The following is a 17,265-nucleotide window of genomic DNA, read 5'->3' as shown; positions in this document are numbered from 1 at the left end:
GTCGTGGCGTCGCCTGACGGTCAGCCTGCCGATCTTCATCATCCTCATCGGATTGCTTGTCAGCGTGTCGAACCTCACCACCGTGCCGTGGGACAACGAGCCCACCGGCCAGACCATCGCCACCCTCACCGACGACACGGCCGTCACGTTCGACGACCCGCAGGGCCTCGCCTCGGGCGGCGAGGGCACGTACGGCGTCGAGGAGACGGCCTACGCCATCGACGTCGCGCGCGACGGCACGCAGGTCGGTGACGCCCGGCGCATCGCCGTCGACGCGGACGCGGACGCCACATGGCAGGTGCACGGCTCCGGCGACAACGAGACGCAGACCGTCACCGTGCTCGTGCGCAAGCCGGTCGGCGCGACCGGCGGGCGTCCCGGCGTCCTCTTCATGCACGGCGCCGGCTTCGGCACCGCCTACAACTCCTTCGGCGACGTGGCCGAGACGCTCGCCTCCGCGGGCTTCGTCACCGCCGTCATCGACAAGCCCGTCTGGTCCACCACCGACATCACGCGCGACTACCCGGCCTCCGCGCGCGTGTACGACGCCGCGATCGATTTGCTGCGCGGCTTCGACGACGTGGACGGCGCCAAGGTCGGCATCTACGCGACCAGCGAGTCGACGTGGATCAGCCAGTACCTGCTCGCCGACGATCCGGACATCGCGTTCCAGATCCTCCTGAGCCCGATGGTGTTCACCCCGCGCCGCTCGCTCGGCTTCTTCATCTCGCAGGACTTCGCGCTCGTCGGCGCCAACGACGGCTACCAGTCGATCGTGCGACGCCTGTTCAACGCCGACACCGCGTTCTTCGGTCTGACCAACTTCGATCTCGACCTGCCCGAATCGAGCGCCTACAGGGTCCCCACGCTCGTCGCCTACGGGTCCAAGGACGTGATGACCGCGCAGGTCGAGGGCGTGCGGCACATCCTCGTCGAAGCGCACCGTGCCGGCAACTGGGACGTCACCGTGCGCAGCTACCCGGTCGCCAACCATGTGCTGCGCGTCGGCGACGAGGCCGAGACCGGCACGAAGTTCGCCGACCAGTACGTCGACGACGTGACCTCATGGGCGCTGGGCACGGTCGCCGGGCTGCACCAGACCAGCGAGCGCGTCGCCGGCGACGAGATCTACCAGTCGATCGCCGTGCCGGACGACCTCATGCCCCGGCGCGCCCTGACCGTCTACGGCGCCGTGCTGCACGCGGGCACGGTCCTGCTGCTGGTCGCGACGCTCGTCGCGTGGCTGGTCGCGCTGGGCCGCCATCTCGCGTTTCGGCTCAGGCGGGCCAACCGCGGGGTGCGTTATCCGGGGCTCGGGTTCAGGAACGGGTTCGGCGGCGCCCTCGTCACGCTCGCCGTCACCACGATGGCGACGCTGCTGCTGTTCGTCTCCGGTCTCGGACAGGTCGTCATGGGCGTCGTCCGGCTCGCATGGGGCGCGGCCCCCGACGAGGAGCCCGGCGTGATGTGGTGGAGCTGGCCGGTCATCCAGATCGTGTGCACGCTGGTCGTGTGGGCGTGGTCGCGTGTCTTCGCGCGGCTCATCGAGGTCGCCTCCGAACGCGGCATCCTCTCCTGGCCGCCGCGCGAGGGGTCGATCCGCGGCGTGGTCAGCGGCGCCGAACCGGTGCTCGCGACCACGCGCTTCGGCCGTGTGCTGTTCTGGCTCACCGCCGCCGCGATGCTCCACGTCCTGTTCTTCTTCGCCTTCTGGGGCCTGTTCGTCTACTGACAGGCGCCCGCCGTCCGCTGACGGAACAAGCGATGGGGGACGGGTGCGTACTATGGTCCCATGCCGTTGTACAGGGATGAAGGGGTGGTGCTGCGCACCGCGAAGCTGGGGGAGGCCGATCGCATCGTCACGATCCTCACCCGCTCGCACGGCAAGGTGCGCGCCGTCGCCAAGGGCGTGCGACGCACCAAGTCGCGTTTTGGCGCGAGGCTCGAGCCGTTCATGCGCGCCGACCTGCTCATCGCGCAGGGCCATTCGCTCGATGTCGTCTCGCAGGCCGAATCCGTCTCTGCGTACGCCGGGCCGATCACCGCCGACTACGACGCCTACATGGCCGCGAACGTCATCGTCGAGACCGCCGACAAGCTCGTGAGCTCCGAGGAGGAGCGCGTCACCGGCCAGTACCGGCTGCTCATCGGGGCGTTGAACGCGCTCGCCAAACACGCGCACGTGCCGGCGCAGATCTCCGCGTCCTACGTGATGCGCGCGCTCGCGCTCGCCGGCTGGGAGCCGCGCCTGTACAGCTGCGTCGTGTGCGGCGGCAGGCCCGCGGCGGACGGGCTCGGCATGTACCTGTCGATGCCGGCCGGCGGTCTCATGTGCGGCAAGGACCACACGCCCGAGTCGCACCGTCTCTCACCGGCGGCGCTCACCCAGCTGCGCGCCCTCGTCGACGGCGACTGGAGCGCGCTCGACGGCGTCGACCTCACGCCCGAAACCGAACATCTGGTGGAGGATTGGGCCGAGTACTATCTCGAGCGCCCCCTACGTTCGATGCGACTGCTAGATTGACAGTCATGGCTTTCGAAAACGTCGACTACACTTCGCTGGACATCCCCGCCGCCCCCTTCTCGGACCCGTCGCGCATCCCCGATTTCCCCAAGGACAAGGTGCCGCGCCATGTGGGCGTCATCATGGACGGCAACGGGCGCTGGGCCAAGCAGCGCGGCATGATCCGCACGAACGGCCATCAGGCGGCCGAGCCGGTCGTGTTCGACACCATCGCCGGCGCGATCGAGGCCGGCGTGCGCTACCTGAGCCTGTACACGTTCTCGACCGAGAACTGGAAGCGCAGTCCGCAGGAGGTGCGTTTCCTCATGGGATTCTCGCGTGAGATCATCCACCGCCGCGTCGCGCAGATGGACGACTGGGGCGTGCGCGTGCGCTGGTCCGGACGCCGTCCGAAGCTGTGGAAGTCGGTCATCGACGAGCTTGAGGTCGCGATGGAGCGCACCAAGCACAACAAGGTGATCGACGTGGTGTTCTGCATCAACTACGGCGGGCGCGCCGAGATCGCCGACGCCTGCGCCGCGATCGCGCGCGAGGTGCGCGACGGCCGCATCTCCGGCGACCGCGTCACCGAGAAGATGATCGCCGACCACCTGTACAACCCGGACATCCCGGACTGCGACCTCGTGATCCGCACGTCCGGCGAGCAGCGCACGTCGAACTTCCTGCCGTGGGAGGCCGCCTACGCCGAGCTCGACTTCGTGCCCGAACTGTTCCCCGACTGCGGCCGCGAGGTGCTGTGGCGCTCGATCGACCACTACATCCACCGCGACCGCCGTTTCGGCGGCGTCAAGAAGTAGGTCAAGAAGTAGCGCGGCGAGATCAAGATGACGAATGGCGGCAGGATCCCTGAGGGAATCTGCCGCCATTCATATCGCTCGGATTATTTGGTGGATCCGAAGGCCTTGAGATACGTATCCATCTGTTCGCTGGCGTCAGTGAGGGCCTTCATGATGTCGTTCATCTCGCCTGCGGCTTGTTGCAGAACGGACACTACACGGTCGCCTAGATCGGTGTCGCCGATGGACGACTGTGCCTGTGAGGCGAGGTTTTCAAATTGCTGTTCGGCTTGTCCCGCGGATTCTGCGCCTTCCTTGGTGTTTGTCTGTACCTGTCGGAGCAGTTCGTTGCGTTCGCTAAGTGCTGACATGTTTGGCTCCATTCGTTGCGTTGTATAAGTGGTCGTATCATTGAACTACAGCTGCTGCTTGAGTTCTTCCAGAGCTTCCTTGGCAGACCATGCGGTTTCGCCGGCTTCAGAGTACAGATCTCGGGTTTTCGCGATTAGTTCGATGAATTCCTGGACCTGATCGCTCCTTTGCCCGCTGAACGCCTGTCCCACGGCCGAAAGATCCTGTTCAAGCGATGTCTGTTGTTTCACGATTTCTGCATTGATATGTCGCAGATCCTCAATGATTTCGTCGATAATCGGATCAATATCGTCCATTGGGACTCCTTCCGTAATTTCCTGATATGTCCTGTAATGGTGATGATGAATGTTGATGTGCGTTGATTGGTCAGACCCGCAACACCGACACGATTCGCGTGGCGGTTCGCTGGTTCACCGGGGCGAGCGGTATCACGTTGAGCGGTCGGTTGAGATACGCGTTGTCCACCACAAGGGCTCGGTTGTCCTGCCCGGTCTTCGGCGCATCGGTTCCGGCGAAGTGGATCACCTCGCGATCCGAAAGCCGGAGCAGTATCTTCGTGTCGAAGCAGGACGGTCCGGTCATGCCCAACTGGGATTCGAAGATGTTCGACTTGACCCACCATCCCAGCACATGCACGCCGTGGGCGGGTCCGTTCAACGCGAGTTTGCCGAAGTCTCGTGGCATGTCGGTGATTTTGTCCAGGGAGAAGCCGATGAGGTAGACGATGTCGCCGTCCGCCGTCAGCTGCGAGTCGCCCGATGCCAGATCCTTGACCATGGTTCGCCATCCGTCCGCGTCGAGCTGCTGCACCCCGAAGCCCATGTCGGTGATGAGTCTCAGGAACTCGGGCATGCCATTGCGCCGGGATGTGTCGGGGTCGGTCATGTCGCAGATCATGAACAACGCATTGCCCGTGGTGTTGCGCAATGCCAGCGACAAAACGGCGTTCTGCAGTATGCCGATGGCGGCGTTACCGTGCCCGTCGTCTGTCTCCGACTGCCCGTCGTCATCGGTCTCGCCGCTTGTGCCGGCGCCGAGAATGGCGATGTTGCGGCCCGATTCCTCAGCGAAAGGCAGATCGAGCAGACGGCCGTCCACAGTGATCTCCTCGCCGGCGAGGAACGAGGGACGTCCGTTCCGGTTGGACAGCACGCGAGGCAGGACATCGTCGAGCCGTATCGTCTTGTTCCCGTCGAACACGTATGGAGGCTCCGTCGAATCCTTGGCCCGCATCCACCAGGTGTGGCGCAGCTGGGACAGCAACTTATCGTCAGCCCATGCCACGGACACCTTCCGGTTCGAGGCGATGGCGCCGTAGTCGAGGTTGACGATGGCCTGCCCCATATGCAGATCGGCCGCCGCCGTGTTGCCCAGGCCCAGCGTCGCTTCTGACTCGCGGATCGAGTTGCGGTGGGCGATGCGGATCGGCGTCTGCGCGAAGATGTCCGCGTTCTTGTCGAGTACGGTGCCGTTGGCGATGGTCTGCGATGCGAGGATGAAATGGATGCCCGCCGCACGGAACAATCGCGTGCTTCTGGACAGCTTCGCCAGGACGGCCGGCGCGATGCTCCGATCGTCGAACATCATCTGGAACTCGTCGATGACCACCATGATGCGTGGCAGTACGTCATGCGTCTTCTCCCGGTACTGCTTGATGTTCTGTACTCCATGCTGTTTGAACAACCGCATCCGCCGTTCATAGACGTGATACAGGTGGTCAAGCACCGCGATGCCGAAACTCACGTCGCTTTCCAGACCTAGGGCCCGTGCGTGGGGCAGGTATTCGGGATGATCGATGTTCGAGTACTCCTGAAGGGTCACGCCCTCCTTGAAGTCCAGAAGGTACAGTTCGAGTTCCCGCGGCGAGTACCGCTGGCACATGCTGTGGATGATGACCGCCAGCAGATTGGACTTGCCCTGTCCCACCGCGCCGGTGACGATGGCGTTGTGCAGCTGCTCCTTGTTGGATCCCATCGTGATGTGCACGGTTTCGGTGCCGAATGTGCCGATCGAGAAGGTCACGCCGTCCGTGCTGTCGCCGTTCCACATCGTCGCGCAATCCTCGATGTCGGTGAACAGCACCGGGTCCATGACCGAACGTGAGTATGCGTCGATGAGCCGGTCGCACACCTGAATGATGTCCGGCGCCTGCAATGTTGATTCGAGGGTGTCGGGGATGAGCTGGCAGCGATCCTGCAGGAAGATGAATCGTTCGTCGGTGGGGGAGACGATGACGAAGCTCACGCCGGCCGCCGGTCCTGCGGTCAGCAGGATGGCCAATGACTCCTTGACCCGGTCGTCAAGCATGTAGAGATCGGCCGCGATGACGACGAGCCTGTAGCCCTCCACCGCCTTGCCGATCGACCGACGGAACGCGGTCAGCGTCTCCTGTCTGCCTTGGATGACGTTGTTGACCCCCTGCACATGCTGTTTGAGCGATTCCAGACAGCTCTGCAACTCGTCCTCGGAAGACAGGATGTGCAGCAGGTGTTCGGATTGCAGCGAGGAGAACGGCGCTGCGACTCCGCGCAGGTTGTAGTCGAACACGGTGATCTCCAAGTCGCCCGGCGCGGTGCCCGCCAGGGCCCGGATCATGATCTCGCGGGTCAGCCGGACCACCCGATTCGAATAGTCCTCGTTCACCCACAGGTTTCCCGCTCCCACGCAATCGAGGACCAGACCTTGGGTGCCCAGTTGGATGCGCTGGGCGACGTTGAGATTCACCATGATGTCACCTTTCGGCTATGACGACGTCCGTGGGCCGCAACAGCAGGCCGTTAAGCGTGTATCCGGTGCGTATGGTTCGAATGACCGAACGGTCCGGGACCGTCGTGTCCGACACCTGTTCGACGCCCACCGCACGTTGCGTAGCGGGGGCGAACGGTCCTGATGCGGACAGAGGCTCGAGTCCGTAGTGGGACAGGATGCCGAGGATCTCGTCTCGTATCGAACGGACCACATCGTCGTCGCTGTCGTCGATGCGGTCGATCAGCAGGATGAACTCACGGCACAGCGGTGCCAGATGCAGGCCGTCGAGTTGCGCCGTGAGCGACGCGATCGTCTTGGCCTTCGCCCGGTCGTCCAGCAACCGTCGCCGGAAGAGATCCGACAGCTGCTCGATGCGACTGAGGATGACCTCGTCGGTCCGGATGCCGGCGGGGCTTGTGGTCGAAGCCGCAGGCGCCGCCGGCATCCCGGCAGGGGAATCTCGTGGATCAGGAAGCGAACGCGCCATGGATTCCCGATCCGATGGAGATGGCGATGACGAGGGCGATGATGAACACGAAATACATGCCGAACACACGCATCAGTCCGATTTGCTCGCCAAGGCAGTTCGGACTGCGGTTCATCCAGCTCAGTGCCCCGAACATGACGAAGTTCAGCACCACCACTTCAACGATGGCTCCGAAGATGCTGAATCCCGGTGAGAAGATTGCCAGGACGAGCGCGATGCCGGCCATAACGGCCATGATCGTCGCCGGTTTCTTGAGCAGACCTTCGGTCTCGGCTGAATAGCTGTTCAGTGCGTCAAGTGTTTGTTGGATTTGGGCGAGATCCCGATCGCGGTAATTGGCGAACATTTCGGACGGATCGTCGATCTGCCCGTACACGCGGCGAATCTCATTCTGCAGCGATTTGCCTTCCCTGATGAAGGACTCGATGGCCTCCTTGTTGCGTGCGCTGACGCGCGGTCCGTCCGAGGTGTCGAATGATTCGATGCGGTTCTGGTAGTCGACCACCTTTGGGTCGAGGGTCTGCGCGACCTGGCAGAGCACGATTTTCTCCTGCGCGGTCTTGACATCGCCATCGTCGCCTTGCTGTTGGGCGCAGTCGCGCATCTTCTCGTACTGGGTCCTTGCCTCATCGAAACGGTGTTTGGAATCGAACAGCACATCGCCGCGTACCTCATAGGCGAGGGAGTCCGGAGAAATCAGCAGGAGCTTTCTGGCGGCATTATCGGCCTCGTCGTAGTAGCCAAGATGAAGATAGATTGTGGCTGCGAATATCCAAGTGGTACGTAGTTCAGGATCCTGACTGATGGCTTTCTCTACGGCCTCTTTGGCCATTTCCCAATCCTGATCTTCTATGTAGTCTCGTGCCTTTTCGGCCCACGGGGAGACAACGCGCACCTCGTCCGCGGGCGCGGGCTCGCCGAGCAGGCTCTTGTCGTACTCCGCACGGGCTGTGGGGTCCAGCAGAGTCTTCTCCGCTTCGTCGAGTCTTTTTACGACCGCCACACTATAAGAGCCCATCGGGCCGCGCATACCGGCGCGTTTGGACCATTGGACGCGCGCCTTCCTGAGTGCGTCCTTGATTTGCTGGTCGTCGGCATTCTGCGGAATCTCCAATAGCTGGTAGTAGTTCTCCGTCAGTTCGTCCCGTTTGCCGCCCGACGCCGTCGCGGTCGGCTTCGGGGACGCGGCCGCGGTGACCGGTGTGCCGCATTTGGCGCAGAACTTCGCCGTATCCTCCATTTGGGCTCCGCATGATCTGCAGTACATGATGTTGCTCCTTCTCTGATCTGTTGGTTGAGCGCTTGTGGATCGTGATGTCGATTGCTCGGCGCGGTCACTCGACGGGCATGCCGCCGATCTTCCTGATGAGTCCGTCGACCTCGTGATCCGACAGGTTCGAGGTTCGGTCGATGTCGAACTGCCCGAGTGATGTGCCGTCGGTCAGGTCCTCGACTTCGACGAACACGGTCTGGTCGATGTCATAGGCGAAGGTGATCTTCACCGGTGAGCCTTTCGGATGGGGAGGGATGGGAAGCGTCTTCGACCCGATGATGGTGACATAGTCAAGATCGGTGTCGTCGCCTTCAGTGACCTCCACCTTGATCGCCGTCTGGTTGTCTATGATCGTGCTGTACTCTTTGGAGTGTTTTGCCGGAATCGTCGTGTTGTGAGGGATGATGATGTCGTTGTAGGCGATTCCGTCTTTGCCCAGTGCCTTCACGCCCAATGACTGGGATGTGACGTCGGAGATGGCGATCGTCGTTCCGGCGTTCGTGCCGCCTCCCGTCGTCGGGACGACGGCGGATCCGGCGTCGGTGCCGGAGGAGGCTGTCGTGGCCAGATTGGCCGCGTAGATCGCAGCGCCTTCCGCCACCGCGGTGTCAGGGTCGATCTCGTATTTGAGCGTGCGGCCGGATATTGCCTCCAGCATCGTGCGCACCATCGGCATGCGGGTCGAACCGCCGATCATGAGCAGGTAATCGACGTCCGACCATGTGCAGTGCTGTTCCTCCATCATGGTCTCCAACAGTTCGCGCGTGCGGTTCAGTAGCGAACGGGTGGCCTGTTCGAACTGGTCCCGTGTGACGCGCACCCGGTATATCTTGTGGTCGATGGAGAAGATCGCGGTGCTCTGCTCCACATTGGTCAGACCGCGTTTGAGGATCTCGGCCTTTTCTCCGATCTCGGCGTTGAGCCGGTCGTCGAACTCGTCGACCGTATACCCCTGCGAGGCCAGATCGTCGATGATGAGACGACTGAGCTCGCCGTCGAAATCGAACCCTCCAAGGTGGGAGTCGCCGCCGGTGGCGATGACGTTGAACGAGCCGTCGTGTATGTCCATCAACGTCACGTCAAATGTGCCGCCTCCCAGGTCATAGACCAGCACGCGACCGGAGTTGTGCGACGCGAGTCCGTAGGCGATGGCCGCCGCGGTCGGTTCGTTGATGACGCCCAGTACGTTGAACCCTGCGATTGCGCCGGCCTGCTTGGTCGCTGTGCGGCGCGCATCATCGAAATACGCGGGAACGGTGATCACGGCGTCGTGGACGGGCTCGCCCAACGCCAGTTCGGAATACTGGCGGATGTATTTGAGGATCAACGCCGAGATCTCCTCGGGGCGGAACACCGTGCCGTTCGGGGTCTGGACCCTGAAATCCGGGTCGCCCATCTGGCGTTTGATGAACTGCACGACGTTGTACGGGGCGGAGGCCGCGGAGTTCTTCGCCATCTCGCCGACCAGCGGCTCCTCGTTGCCCTGATCGGTGTCGGGGAAGAACACGACCGACGGTGTGGTGTTCTTCCCCTCCTGATTGGGCAGCACCTGCGCGCTGTATCCGTCACGGGATATCGCGGCCGCCGAGTACGTGGTCCCCAGATCTATGCCGATAACAGCCATCGGACGCTCCCTTCTTCCTCCCGCTATCCGAGCGATTGCTTCCTACGGTAGGGTGGAAGCGGCGCCGGCGTTCCCTGAACGACAGGAGTGATGGGTTCTGCGTAATTTTTGCACCGGTCGCCTGCAACGGACGTATGGTCCTGCCGGATGCCGAGGGTCAGATGCCGCGGATGAACGCATGCAGATGCTGTCTGACGTTGTTGCGCCGGCGCTGGCTGATCGGGATCGACTCGCCGGTCAGCAATATGATGCGGTCGCGGGTCGCGACCTTGACGAATTTCATGTTGACGAGGAAGCTCTTATGGCATTGCAGGAAGTACCCGGGCAGGAGCGCGCCGAATTGCGTGATCGTCGCGTAGAGGGTGATGGTCATCCTCGCATGGATGTGCAGCACTCGGAGGTTGCTTTCGATATAGCGGATTTCGCCGGGGTCCAGCACGTACATGATGTTGCCGGAAGGCACGATGATGGGCAGTCCCGCTTGCCCGGTCAATTGCAGGACCGCGCGGGTGAGCGCGGCGGTGATCTCGTCGTCGTCGATGGGGCGGATCAGGCAATAGGTGTGTTCGGTCTCGTAGATCCGGGCGTCGTAATCCTCGATGTCCGTGATGTAGATGATCCGGCAGTCGGAGCCGTCGGGGAACAGGCGTTGCACCGCCGTGATGCTATCCGCGGAATCACCCGGATGCAGATCGATGACGGCGATGCTGTACGAGTTCGATGTCAGTGCCGTTTCCAGCGCGGCGATCGAGGCGAATGACGTGGTGCGGAATCGGATGGTGTTCGAATCGGATGATGCGCCGAGCAGCGACAGCGGGGAGACGAGTCCCGTCGTCGCCGGAAGGCTGATCCGCTGTATCGTCTTTTCCAGTCGGGAACGTTCCTGATCGTCACTGTCCACCACGGCCACGCAAAAGGAGACTTCCGATGGTGCTTGTCCCATATCGCCCGCTCCTCGTGCTCTCTCCCCGCTCCTCGGATATGACGTATTGATCGTAAATTGCCGTTGCGCAGTGCGATGGGGCGAGGTAATAATCGCCGGCACTGGTGTAAGAAACGATGCGTTCGCGATCGATGTGCATGGTTTCCCGCTCATGCTTTCTGCTAACTAGCAGTTAGCAGAAAGCGGCGACATCGATGGCTTCGTCGTCGAAGTCGAATGTCAGGTCCCTGGTGGCGAGGTTCCTAGGCGAAGAAGTCCTTCACATGGACGTCCAGAACCGAGGCGAACGTATACAGCGTCAGCAGCTTGGGTGACCTGCGGCCCTGCTCTATATATCCGACGGAGACCCGGTCGAGCCCACTCAATTCGGCCAGTTTCTCCTGGGAATAGCCCTTGGCCTTGCGCGCGGCGCGGATGTTGTCGCCAATGGACAGCAGGAAGTCGTGATAACCGTCAGTTTGCACAGCTATATGCAAAATGAGCGGCGCTGATTTTACCACTAACTAGCAGTTAGCATTTTTGAATGAGGGATCAGGAACGTGCTATTTGCGTTCCTGACCCCTCAGGTGTACCGGTCGTCGCCGAACCGCACTTGCTTGTTGCTCATTCGGCAGCGACGCGTCGAGATGCTCAGTTGATGCTGCCGGCGATCCATCCGTCCTTGTCGCGGATCGTGCCGTCGTCATCGATGCTGCCGGCGATCCATCCGTCCTTGTCGCGGATCGTGCCGTCGTCATCGATATGACCGGCGTACCAGCCATCTTCGTCGCGAATGTCAGGCATGTCAGCCTCCTTCCGATCAGGTTGGTATGGGGGATTTCCCGTACCAAGAGTCAGAGTATGGAGCCGGAGCGCTAAACGCACTGATGACGTCGGAAACGATGCCATGGCCGTCATAAATGAGCGTCGTCTCACCGCGGTGGAGTTATGGTCTGGGGTCTGTGATCATGCATGGATTCGCGGCGTGTAGAACGGACCCTACTGGTCGAGGTCCTCGTCCTTGCCGTCGCCGAGCAGGAGGCGCTCGACCAGTGAGATCGCGCCGAGGAGGATCGCGGTCTCGGCGATCACGACGACCGTCGCGGAGAAGATCAGGGGCGTGCGGAACGAGTTGAACGCGGCCTGCAGCCAGATGCCGAGGCCGTTCATCGCCCCCAGATACTCGGCGGTCGCGGCCGTGCCGAAGATGTAGGCGGCGGAGATGCGCACGCCGCCGAAGATCTGGCGCGCCGCGACCCTGAGCTTCACATGCCACAGGGTCCACACGCGCGTCGCTCCGCACGTCAGCGCCACGTCCTCGTAGAAGCCAGGCACCGCAGTCAGTCCGCGCGCGGTCTGCACGGCGATCGGGAACACGCCGAACACGGCGACGATGACGATCTTGCCGAGCGGTTCGAAGCCGAACCAGATCATGAACAGCGGGGCGACCGTGATGAGCGGGATCGTCTGCGCGGCCGCCAGCAGCGGGTAGAACGCGCGGTACAGCGTCTTCGAGACGTACAGGCCGATGCCGATCAGGACGCCCGCGACGATCGCGATCGTGAAGCCGGTGAGCCCCTCGTACGTGGTGATCGACGCGGCCGTCATGAGGTCGGGCCATGTGTCGACCATCGAGGCGACGATCTGCGTGGGGGAGGCGAGCACGCGCTCGGAGATGTGCCCGGCGCGAACGGCGGCCTCCCAGATGATCAGGAGGCCGCCGATGGTGATGGCCGGCGGCGCGACGCGCGCCAGCCAGGAGCGGAGGTTATCCATGGATGAGAACTTGGACGAGAGCCTAAACGAGGGTCAGGAGACGTAGTCGTTCGTGGCGAGATCCTTGGCCTGCGGCGCCTCGGCCGGGTCCTTGCCGTCCTTGTCCTTGTAGGTGCCGGCCTTGTACTGGAAGTCGAGGTACGGCTGCGCGTCGTCGAAGTTCACGGTGCCGGGCAGCGACTTCGGGTCGTCGGTGGTCCAGTAGCCGTTCTTGGCGATCTCCTCCATCGAGGTGGTGGTCAGCTTGGAGTCGAGCTGTGCCTCCTTGGCCTCGTCGACGAGGATGCCCGCGGCCTTGTCCGGGTTGGCGAGCGCGTAGTCGTAGCCCTTCTTCGTGGCCTCGATGAACTTCTTGAGCGCGTCGGCGTTCTTCGAATCCTTGAGCCAGTCGGACTTCACGGCGAAGCCGAGCTGGTCCGGGTTGCCGGGCACGCCCCAGTCGGAGGCGACGAAGCAGTTGAGGGCCGGGCCGTTGAGCTCGCTCTCCACGCCCTCCCAGGTCACGTAGAATCCGCCGAAATCACCCTTGCCGCTGGTGAGGGTCTCGAACGTGTTCGTGCCGGCGGTGGCGGTCTTGATCTCGCCGGTGCCGCCCGCGTACTTGATCATCTGCTGGACGACGGCGGTCTGCTCGGCCGAGCCGAAGCTCACGAACGTCTTGCCGGATAGGTCCTTCGGGGTCTTGATGTCGGTGCGGGAGGCCAGTGCGCACCAGCGGGCCACCGGCTTCTGGGTCAGGTCGAACACGAACTTGAGGTTCGCGCCCTGCGAGTTGAACGCGGCCACGTTGCTCAGCGTCGTGAAGCCGACGTTGGCGACGCCGTTCTCCACGCTGGTTTCGGCGCCGGCCTGCGCGGTCGGCAGGATCTTCACGTTGACGCCGGCGTCCTTGTAGTAGCCGAGCTTCTGGGCCACGTACAGACCGATGTGGTTCGTGTTCGGCGTCCAGTCGAGCATGAACGAGACGGTCGGCGTGGACTCGGAGCCGCCGTCGGCAGTGGAGCCGGAGGCGCCGGTCGAACCGTTGGACGAGCCGCATGCGGCCACGGAGAACACGAGGGCGACGGCGCCGATGGCCGCCGCGACAGGGGCGAGGGCCCGCTTGAAACCGATCTTCTTCATCTTCATATCACCTTGCTTTCCGCGCGTGGGTGACACGCGCCTTATGTCCGGCGCTCGGAAGGCGGGAAGGTGAGGAGCCCGCGCGAGACACCGGACCGACCATCCCGACGCCGGCCATGTCGTGCCGGGTGATGCGGGATGGGTCTGCCAATGTCGTGGGCACGGTTGCTGCCACCAACCGCGCGAACGCCCCCAAGTATAGACGGACGTGCGGAGTCGACGTCGGCGCATACTTGGGGGCGTTGCCGTGAAGGGGAGTCAGCCAGTTTCCGGCTCACTCCAGTCCGATGGACTTCAGGTGATGGAGCTTCAGCGAGTCGACCTTGAGCGAGCCGGATTCGGCGGCGAGACGGATCGCGCGCGGCCCCTCGGAGGCGTACGAGTAGGAGCTCAGCACCTGTCGGCCGCCGTTGACGTACACCTCGACCGAGCCGCGGTCGACGAACACGCGCAGCTCGAGCCTGCCGGAGGTGAGCTCGGCCTCGGTCAGCGGGGCGACGCGGTAGCCGCGATCGCCGTGCCGCATCGCCCCGCGGTCCACGACCACCGCGCCCAGCTGGTCGTCGTACGCGACGGACGTGTACGCGCCGTCCTCGGTCGCGTGGACGCGCAGACCCGCGCGCTCGGCGGTGGAGGCGTCGAGGTCGATCGTCATCTCGATCTCCACGGCCTCGGCGTCGTCGGCGATCGTGCGCTCGCCGTCCATGTCGAGCGTGATCGCGCCGTGATCGAACGTGTCGGTGCGTAGGCCCTCCATTTCGGCGACCGGCGCGGTGACGACGTCGCCGTCGCGCAGGGTGATCTCGCGCGGCAGGGTCAGCTGGCCGCACCAGCCGTCCTCCTCCATCGGGATCGGCTGGACGAACGGGCTCATCCATCCGTAGACGATCTGGCGGCCCTCGCCGCCGTGCTCCGGGCCGTCGACGTGGAACGACTGCGGCGCGTAGTAGTTGTGGCCGCAATCCCACAGGCGGAACTCGGTCTCGGGCTGGAACGCCTCGCCCGGCTCCCAGGTGCCGATCATGTAGCCGGCGTTGTTGACGTTGCGGTTCATGAAGCCCTTCGGTTTCGAGCCCATCGCGGAGAAGCCGATGACCCACTTGGTGGTGCCGTGCTCGTCACGAATCGGGAAGAAGTCGGGGCACTCGAGCATGAACACGTCCGGGTCCGGGTGCTCGAACAGCACGCGCTCGTAGGTCCAGCACACCATGTCGTCGGAGGAGAACAGCCACATCTGGCCGCGGCGCTCGGCGGAGGAGACGCCGAAGGTCATGTACCACTTGTCGCCGGTCTTCCACACCTTCGGGTCGCGGTAGTGGTGGTCGACCTTGTCGGTCGGGCAGTCGATGATCATGCCCCGCTTGGTGGCGGAGGTGAGTTCGTCGTTGTCCGGGGTGGCGAGCATCTGGACCTGCCAGTCGCCGCCGGTGTTGTCGTGGCCGTTGGCCCAGCGGTGGCCGGTGTAGTAGAACCTGAGATCGCCGTTGTCGTCGATCACGGCGGAGCCGGAGAACACGCCGTCCTTCTCCTGCTCGAGCGAGGGGGCGAACATGATCGGCTCGCGCTTCCAGTTGACCATGTCGACCGAGGAGACGTGGCCCCAGTGCATAGGACCCCACTGGGTGCCGTACGGGTGGAGCTGGTAGAAGACGTGCCAGCGGCCCTTGTAGTAGGTCAGGCCGTTCGGGTCGTTGATCCAGCCGCCGTTCGAGGCGATGTGGAACTTCGGGTACCAGCGGTCGTCGCGCTTGGCGGCCAGCGCGGCGACGCCCGCCTCGGCCTTGGAGAGTTCGGCGGCGTGGTCTCGGATCGGGGTGAGCACGGGGGAGGCGGGGGTGAAATCGGTGGTTGCGGTGGTTGCGTTGTGGTCGGTCATGGCACTTCCTTGTGATGGTGTGATGCGGGGAGTTTTGGGGAGGATGTGGGATTGCGCCCGGCCGGACGGGGAAGGGGGAACCGTCACGGCCGGACGCAAGTCTGGTGCGCGATCAGGCCTTGGCGGCCTCCATGGCCTTGAGCTGACGATCGGTGTAGAACGGGTCGCCGCCGACCTCCTGATCGTCCTTCTTGATGATGAAGAAGCCGTAGATCAGGGCGAGCAGGACGATGCCGGAAATCACCCAGAAGGTCACGCGGGAGCCCATGTCGTTGGCCGGCATGAGGGCGGCCATGTAGTCGTGGAAGGCGCCCATCGGGGTGGAGAAGATGACCTGGCCGATCTGCGAGGCGATCTGGAAGCCGACCATGTACAGCGTCGCGGACAGCTTGGTGTCGAAGTGCAAGGTGAAGTAGCGGAACGCCGGCAGGCAGAACAGCGGCACCTCGATGGAGTGGAACAGCTTGACGATGGAGACGGTGACCGGGTCGTGGAACACGCCGCACAGGCCGATGCGGGCGAACATGACGAACGCGCCGAGCAACAGGGCGTTGCGCACGCCGATCTTCTTCATGATGATCGGCACGACGCCCATCATCGCGGACTCGAGGAAGACCTGGAAGCTGTTGAGCACGCCGTAGGTGCTGTTGCCCATCTCGGTGGTCGGGAACAGGCCGGCGTAGTAGTTCGGGAACATCTGCTGGTCGAACACCACGTAGAAGGTGTTGGTGAAGAGCATGAAGACGACGAGGATCCACAGGGTCGGCATCTTGAGGACGCCGAGCATCTCCTTGAAGGACGGGTTGGTCGGGGCGGCGTTCGGATCAGCTTCCTTCTTGAGCTCCTCACGCTGTTCGGACGGGATCCAGAAGGCGTAGATGAGGAGCATGCCGAGGCCGCAGGCGGAGCCGACCCAGAAGTTGATCAGCGGGTTGATGTTGAACAGGAAGCCGGCGCACAGGGCGACGATCGCGTAGCCGAAGGAGCCCCAGGCGCGGGACTGGCCGTACTCGAAGCCGAACTTGCGCGAGTAGCGTTCGGTGATCGCCTCGAACAGGGAGCAGCCGGACATGAAGCCCGCGGACAGGACGATCGAGCCGATCAGGACGCCCAGGAAGCGCGTGGTGCCGCCGGCGGTGAGCATCGGCATGTAGATGAACTGGACGAACGGGCCGACCAGCGCGGCGATGATCGAGATGAAGACGACCAGCTTGCGCTTGATGCCGAGCTGATCCTGGATCACGCCGTAGACGAACATGATGATCAGCGTGGCCAGCGAGTTGATCGAGTAGATCTGGCCCTGCTCGGCGGAGGTCATGCCGAGGCCGTGCGTCGGGTCGGTCAGCCACCTCGAGAAGAAGGACCACCAGATGCCCCAGGAGCAGAAGAACATGAAGATGCCGAAGGAGCTCTGCAGATAGGAGGGGTTCCTCCATGCGGACTTGGATGAGCTTGCCATGTGTGTTTTCCCTTGTCTCTCCCACCCGCTGCCGTGCGGATGGCCGTGTATGGCGTATGCCGTGTTGTCGGTGTGTTGCCGGTGCCGGGCTGGTGTCGTCGCGTCGCGGTGTCGTTGCGATGTCCGTCATCGGTCCGGCGGGGTTCCTCCCGCGGCTGCCACGCCGTGTGGGGAATCGTGTTGATGTGCTTTCACTATAACGTGTCAAACGATTTACGTCAAACGTTCTATGTAAATCGTTTCCAGTTCAATGACGGCAACACGTCAAACGATTGATATAACGCCGTTTTGCGAACCGGTTCGACA

16 protein-coding genes are annotated in these 17,265 nt (G+C 63.2%); 3 read left to right on the top strand and 13 right to left on the bottom strand.

The genetic code is table 11. The features are described 5' to 3' along the window. Positions 1-13 precede the first annotated feature (13 nt). Genes CSQ85_RS04105 through CSQ85_RS04095 form a run of 3 tightly spaced genes read left to right on the top strand, consistent with a single transcriptional unit; the run spans position 14 to position 3,321 of the window. Entirely contained in the window at positions 14-1,732 is a 1,719-nt protein-coding gene (locus CSQ85_RS04105; protein ID WP_150383057.1) for an alpha/beta hydrolase family protein, read from the top strand. A 60-nt stretch (positions 1,733-1,792) separates the two neighbouring features. Next, positions 1,793-2,524, top strand: a complete 732-nt coding sequence (gene recO, locus CSQ85_RS04100) for a DNA repair protein RecO (protein WP_150382950.1) — start codon at positions 1,793-1,795, stop codon at positions 2,522-2,524. 5 nt (positions 2,525-2,529) lie between these two features. Further along, entirely contained in the window at positions 2,530-3,321 is a 792-nt protein-coding gene (locus CSQ85_RS04095; RefSeq protein ID WP_043165158.1) for an isoprenyl transferase, read from the top strand. Positions 3,322-3,404: 83 nt separating this feature from the next. On the opposite strand, the gene CSQ85_RS04090 is transcribed toward CSQ85_RS04095, so the two are convergent. From CSQ85_RS04090 to CSQ85_RS04035, 13 genes are all read right to left on the bottom strand, one after another. Continuing rightward, positions 3,405-3,671, bottom strand: coding sequence for a hypothetical protein (locus CSQ85_RS04090; RefSeq protein ID WP_150382949.1), 267 nt, complete (start codon positions 3,669-3,671; stop codon positions 3,405-3,407). Between the two features lie 45 nt (positions 3,672-3,716). Then, positions 3,717-3,968 (bottom strand): hypothetical protein, encoded by a 252-nt coding sequence (locus CSQ85_RS04085; RefSeq protein WP_150382948.1) that lies wholly within the window; start codon positions 3,966-3,968, stop codon positions 3,717-3,719. Positions 3,969-4,038: 70 nt separating this feature from the next. Beyond that, positions 4,039-6,399 carry an FtsK/SpoIIIE domain-containing protein gene (locus CSQ85_RS04080; RefSeq protein WP_150382947.1) on the bottom strand — a complete coding sequence of 787 codons (2,361 nt, stop codon included), beginning with the start codon at positions 6,397-6,399 and terminating at the stop codon, positions 4,039-4,041. A gap of 4 nt (positions 6,400-6,403) precedes the next feature. Further along, on the bottom strand, positions 6,404-6,865 hold the full coding sequence (gene grpE, locus CSQ85_RS04075) for a nucleotide exchange factor GrpE (protein ID WP_190972880.1): 462 nt from the start codon (positions 6,863-6,865) through the stop codon (positions 6,404-6,406). A gap of 22 nt (positions 6,866-6,887) precedes the next feature. After that, positions 6,888-8,174, bottom strand: coding sequence for a zinc-ribbon domain-containing protein (locus CSQ85_RS04070; RefSeq protein WP_150383056.1), 1,287 nt, complete (start codon positions 8,172-8,174; stop codon positions 6,888-6,890). 67 nt (positions 8,175-8,241) lie between these two features. Continuing rightward, entirely contained in the window at positions 8,242-9,804 is a 1,563-nt protein-coding gene (locus tag CSQ85_RS04065; protein ID WP_150382945.1) for an Hsp70 family protein, read from the bottom strand. Positions 9,805-9,961: 157 nt separating this feature from the next. After that, on the bottom strand, positions 9,962-10,747 hold the full coding sequence (locus tag CSQ85_RS04060; RefSeq protein WP_190972879.1) for a LytR/AlgR family response regulator transcription factor: 786 nt from the start codon (positions 10,745-10,747) through the stop codon (positions 9,962-9,964). Between the two features lie 242 nt (positions 10,748-10,989). Further along, on the bottom strand, positions 10,990-11,211 hold the full coding sequence (locus CSQ85_RS04055) for a helix-turn-helix domain-containing protein (protein ID WP_223846822.1): 222 nt from the start codon (positions 11,209-11,211) through the stop codon (positions 10,990-10,992). A gap of 166 nt (positions 11,212-11,377) precedes the next feature. Continuing rightward, positions 11,378-11,530, bottom strand: a complete 153-nt coding sequence (locus tag CSQ85_RS13015; protein WP_190972878.1) for a hypothetical protein — start codon at positions 11,528-11,530, stop codon at positions 11,378-11,380. A 195-nt stretch (positions 11,531-11,725) separates the two neighbouring features. Further along, complete coding sequence (locus CSQ85_RS04050; protein ID WP_150382943.1) at positions 11,726-12,502, bottom strand: ABC transporter permease; 777 nt, start codon at positions 12,500-12,502, stop codon at positions 11,726-11,728. A 33-nt stretch (positions 12,503-12,535) separates the two neighbouring features. Beyond that, positions 12,536-13,624 carry an ABC transporter substrate-binding protein gene (locus CSQ85_RS04045; RefSeq protein ID WP_150383054.1) on the bottom strand — a complete coding sequence of 363 codons (1,089 nt, stop codon included), beginning with the start codon at positions 13,622-13,624 and terminating at the stop codon, positions 12,536-12,538. Positions 13,625-13,898: 274 nt separating this feature from the next. Further along, positions 13,899-15,500, bottom strand: coding sequence for a glycoside hydrolase family 32 protein (locus CSQ85_RS04040; RefSeq protein ID WP_150382942.1), 1,602 nt, complete (start codon positions 15,498-15,500; stop codon positions 13,899-13,901). Between the two features lie 112 nt (positions 15,501-15,612). Then, positions 15,613-16,959: an MFS transporter gene (locus tag CSQ85_RS04035; RefSeq protein ID WP_150382941.1), complete on the bottom strand. Its 1,347-nt coding sequence runs from the start codon at positions 16,957-16,959 to the stop codon at positions 15,613-15,615. Positions 16,960-17,265 lie beyond the last annotated feature (306 nt).

The organism is Bifidobacterium rousetti (genome assembly GCF_008698235.1).
In the GTDB taxonomy this organism is placed as follows: Bacteria; Actinomycetota; Actinomycetes; order Actinomycetales; family Bifidobacteriaceae; genus Bifidobacterium; species Bifidobacterium rousetti.
Note: the sequence above shows the minus strand (reverse complement) of the source record. Positions and strands in the feature narration are given on the sequence as shown.

Excerpts from the sequence above, each read along its gene's own strand:
- CSQ85_RS04065 (WP_150382945.1), bottom strand. The coding sequence starts at position 9,804 with ATGGCTGTTATCGGCATAGATCTGGGGACCACGTACTCGGCGGCCGCG.
- CSQ85_RS13015 (WP_190972878.1), bottom strand. The coding sequence starts at position 11,530 with ATGCCTGACATTCGCGACGAAGATGGCTGGTACGCCGGTCATATCGAT.
- CSQ85_RS04060 (WP_190972879.1), bottom strand. The coding sequence starts at position 10,747 with ATGGGACAAGCACCATCGGAAGTCTCCTTTTGCGTGGCCGTGGTGGAC.
- CSQ85_RS04040 (WP_150382942.1), bottom strand. The coding sequence starts at position 15,500 with ATGACCGACCACAACGCAACCACCGCAACCACCGATTTCACCCCCGCC.
- CSQ85_RS04035 (WP_150382941.1), bottom strand. The coding sequence starts at position 16,959 with ATGGCAAGCTCATCCAAGTCCGCATGGAGGAACCCCTCCTATCTGCAG.
- CSQ85_RS04095 (WP_043165158.1), top strand. The coding sequence starts at position 2,530 with ATGGCTTTCGAAAACGTCGACTACACTTCGCTGGACATCCCCGCCGCC.
- CSQ85_RS04080 (WP_150382947.1), bottom strand. The coding sequence starts at position 6,399 with ATGGTGAATCTCAACGTCGCCCAGCGCATCCAACTGGGCACCCAAGGT.
- recO (WP_150382950.1), top strand. The coding sequence starts at position 1,793 with ATGCCGTTGTACAGGGATGAAGGGGTGGTGCTGCGCACCGCGAAGCTG.
- grpE (WP_190972880.1), bottom strand. The coding sequence starts at position 6,865 with ATGCCGGCGGCGCCTGCGGCTTCGACCACAAGCCCCGCCGGCATCCGG.
- CSQ85_RS04090 (WP_150382949.1), bottom strand. The coding sequence starts at position 3,671 with ATGTCAGCACTTAGCGAACGCAACGAACTGCTCCGACAGGTACAGACA.
- CSQ85_RS04045 (WP_150383054.1), bottom strand. The coding sequence starts at position 13,624 with ATGAAGAAGATCGGTTTCAAGCGGGCCCTCGCCCCTGTCGCGGCGGCC.
- CSQ85_RS04085 (WP_150382948.1), bottom strand. The coding sequence starts at position 3,968 with ATGGACGATATTGATCCGATTATCGACGAAATCATTGAGGATCTGCGA.
- CSQ85_RS04050 (WP_150382943.1), bottom strand. The coding sequence starts at position 12,502 with ATGGATAACCTCCGCTCCTGGCTGGCGCGCGTCGCGCCGCCGGCCATC.
- CSQ85_RS04070 (WP_150383056.1), bottom strand. The coding sequence starts at position 8,174 with ATGTACTGCAGATCATGCGGAGCCCAAATGGAGGATACGGCGAAGTTC.